Annotated in this window: 5 protein-coding genes; all 5 read right to left on the minus strand. The window is 71.1% G+C overall.

Translation table 11 applies throughout. The features are described from left to right. Positions 1 to 81 precede the first annotated feature (81 nt). Positions 82 to 978 (minus strand): LysR family transcriptional regulator, encoded by an 897-nt coding sequence (locus APM_RS10275; protein ID WP_007423307.1) that lies wholly within the window; start codon positions 976 to 978, stop codon positions 82 to 84. Positions 979 to 1,017: 39 nt separating this feature from the next. Then, positions 1,018 to 1,593, minus strand: a complete 576-nt coding sequence (locus APM_RS10280; protein WP_007423308.1) for a TetR/AcrR family transcriptional regulator — start codon at positions 1,591 to 1,593, stop codon at positions 1,018 to 1,020. Positions 1,594 to 1,608: 15 nt separating this feature from the next. Continuing rightward, positions 1,609 to 2,070 carry a nuclear transport factor 2 family protein gene (locus APM_RS10285; protein ID WP_007423309.1) on the minus strand — a complete coding sequence of 154 codons (462 nt, stop codon included), beginning with the start codon at positions 2,068 to 2,070 and terminating at the stop codon, positions 1,609 to 1,611. 83 nt (positions 2,071 to 2,153) lie between these two features. After that, positions 2,154 to 2,477: a putative quinol monooxygenase gene (locus tag APM_RS10290; protein WP_007423310.1), complete on the minus strand. Its 324-nt coding sequence runs from the start codon at positions 2,475 to 2,477 to the stop codon at positions 2,154 to 2,156. A gap of 12 nt (positions 2,478 to 2,489) precedes the next feature. Continuing rightward, positions 2,490 to 2,919, minus strand: a 430-nt coding sequence (locus APM_RS10295; RefSeq protein WP_007423311.1) for an OmpA family protein, incomplete at its 5' end; no start/stop codon positions are given.

The following is a 2,919-nucleotide window of genomic DNA, read 5'->3' on the forward strand; positions in this document are numbered from 1 at the left end:
GCACCAGCCTGGAGGCCGTCGCCGCGGCACTCGCCGCGCCGCCGCCGCTGGCCGACATCATCGTCTGATCGGCGCGGCGGATCAGCCCCGCCCGTCCGCCGCGATCCCCTCGCGCAGATGGTCGATCAGCGCGCGCGCCGCGGCGCGGGTGTTCCGGCCCATCGGGAAATAGGCGTGGACGGGCACATCGGCCATCGTCCAGTCCGTCAGCAGGCGGACGAGGGAGCCATCATCCAGCGCCCGCCGGCAATCCCATTCGCCGGTCGAGGTGATGCCGAGCCCGGCGATGGCGGCGACGATCGCCCCCTCGTTCTCGTTGGTGGTGAACTGCGGCTGCACCCGCGCTGCGATGCGCTCGCCGTCGCGCTCGAAGGTCCAGGCCAGGGGGTTGGTGGCGGCGGCGCCGCCGATGATCCGGTGGCCCGCCAGATCCTCGGGCCGCGCCGGCGCGCCATTCGCGGCCAGGTAGGCCGGCGAGGCCACGATCACCCGGGAGACCAGCGCGATCTGCCGGGCGGTGGCGCTGGCCGAATCCGGCAGCGTGCCGATCCGGATCGCGACATCCACGGCCTCGCGCACCAGGTCCTGCCGCCGGTCGTCGAGTTCGAGGTGGATCTGCAGCCGCGAATGCCGGGCCGCGAAATCGGCGAGGCGCGGAATCGCGACATGGATGCCGAAACTCGTGGGCATGCTGAGCCGCAGCATGCCGTGGAACTCGCCGCCCTCGCGCACGCTCTGGCCGGCCTCGTCGAGCGCGGCGAGAATGGCCTCGATGCGGAGGAGGAACGCCTTGCCGGCCTCGGTCGGCACCACCGCCCGCGTCGTCCTCGACAGCAGCCTGGCGCCGAGTTCCTGTTCGAGTTCGGCGATCATGCGCGAGACCTGCGGCTGCGACATGCCGCTCTCCCTGCCCGCCGCCGAAAAACTGCCGAGGCGCGCGACCCGCGTGTAGAGCTTCAGCGCGGCGATGTCCTTCATGACCGCGAAACCCTACCGCGCCGGCGCGAAACTGTCATGTCACGATTGCGCCGCCGGCCGCAGCCGGACCCGCAAGCGTTCGATCGCCCGGACGAACACCGCCTGATCGCCGGTCGCCCGCGCCAGCACGAGGGCGCCCTGGATGCCGAGCACGGCCTCCTCGGCGCGGGCGGCGGCCTCGGCCGGCGCCCAGCCCCGCCGCACCAGCGCGTCGCGCAACGCCGCGATCCACCGGACGAAATATCCGGAGACGGCCTCGGCGAACCGGTCCCGCGTGCCGTCGAGGGCGAAGGCGCCGACCAGGCAGATCCGCGCGCCGGAGCGGAAATAGGCGGTCACGGCATCCCACATCCCCTCGATGGCCGCCTCGGGCGCAACCTCGGGCGCCTCGTCGCGCAGCGGCGCGAAGACGTGGCGCTCGAACCAGGCGTCCACATCGTCGAGCACCGCCTGCGCCATCTCCTCCTTGCCGCCGGGAAAGAAGTGGTAGAGGCTGCCCTTGCCAAGGCCCGTCCGCCCGGTGATCCGGCTCAGCGAGGCGCCCTCGTAGCCGAACTCGCGGAACACCTCGCCCAGCAGCGGCACGACGTCGGCGCGCTGGTTGATCGTCCGCATGGCCGCGCCGCCGGCTCAGAGCCCGAGATCGGACAGGCCCGGATGATCATCCGGGCGGCGCCCGAGCGGCCAGTGGAACTTGCGCTCGGCCGGGGCGATCGGCAGGTCGTTGATGCAGGCGAAGCGCCGCCGCATCAGCCCGGCGGCGTCGAATTCCCAGTTCTCGTTGCCGTAGGAGCGGAACCAGTTGCCGCTGTCGTCGTGCCATTCATAGGCATAGCGGACGGCGATGCGGTCCTCGCCGAAGGCCCATAATTCCTTGATCAGGCGATAATCGAGTTCCTTGGCCCATTTGCGGGTCAGGAAGGCGACGATCTCCGCCCGGCCGCTGACGAATTCCGCGCGGTTCCGCCAGCGGCTGTCGGGCGTGTAGGCCAGCGCGACCTTTTCCGGGTCACGGCCGTTCCAGCCGTCCTCCGCGAGGCGAACCTTCCGGATCGCGCTGTCCCGCGTGAAGGGTGGGGCGATGATGCTCATCCGCGTCTCTCCTGTACCGATTGGTATTCTCAATACCTATCGGTACAGACGGGATCGCGCAACCCCCCGGCCGTGCCGGGCGGTCAGAACAGGGACCGCCGGCCGCTCGCCTCCGCCACGAAGGCGGTGCGGCCGAGAACGCGCAACCGCCCGGCCTCCGCCAGGACCGCCGCGAAATCGGCGCTGGAGAGATGCGCATCGAGGGCGGCCCGGTCAGCCCATCCCTCCGAGAGATGAAAGAGTCCGGGCGCCGAGACGTCCTCGGCGATGGTGAAATACAGGCAGCCCGGCTTGACCACGGTGAGGGCGACGCAGCGCCGCGCGATCTCCGCGAAGGCCGGCGCATCCTCCGGGGCCAGCCGATAGCTGCCCACGAGGGCGAGGAAGCGTCCGGACTCTTCGCTCATGCGGCGCGCCGCTCAGCCGGCCGGCTGCGGCGGAAAGGCGACATAGATGTCGACCCGCCGGTTGGCGGCGCGCCCGGCGGCCGTCGCGTTGCTGGCGACCGGATCCTGCGGCCCCATGCCGCGCGTGGCGATGCGCTGCCCGCTGATCCCGCGCGAGACGAGATAGGTCTTCACGCTCGCGGCGCGATTGTCCGAGAGCGGGTAGTTGATCGCGTTCGAGCCGGTGCTGTCGGTATAGCCGATGATCTGCACCGTCTCGGTCGGGTTCTGCTGCAGACCCTGGCCGAGCTGGTCGAGGATCGGGTAGAGGCGGGGGTTCAGCGTCGCGCTGCCGGTGGCGAAGCCGGCATCGGCCGGCACGTTCAGCTTCAGCCGGTTGTCGGCGGTCTGGCTGACCTGCACGCCGGTTCCCTGCGCGGTGCGCTGCAGCGCCTGCTTCTGC

This window comes from Acidiphilium sp. PM (assembly GCF_000219295.1).
GTDB classification, from domain to species: Bacteria; Pseudomonadota; Alphaproteobacteria; order Acetobacterales; family Acetobacteraceae; genus Acidiphilium; species Acidiphilium multivorum.

Bases quoted from the DNA above. Each gene is read 5' to 3' on its own strand.
- APM_RS10280 (WP_007423308.1), bottom strand. From the start codon at position 1,593: ATGCGGACGATCAACCAGCGCGCCGACGTCGTGCCGCTGCTGGGCGAG.
- APM_RS10285 (WP_007423309.1), bottom strand. From the start codon at position 2,070: ATGAGCATCATCGCCCCACCCTTCACGCGGGACAGCGCGATCCGGAAG.
- APM_RS10275 (WP_007423307.1), bottom strand. From the start codon at position 978: ATGAAGGACATCGCCGCGCTGAAGCTCTACACGCGGGTCGCGCGCCTC.
- APM_RS10290 (WP_007423310.1), bottom strand. From the start codon at position 2,477: ATGAGCGAAGAGTCCGGACGCTTCCTCGCCCTCGTGGGCAGCTATCGG.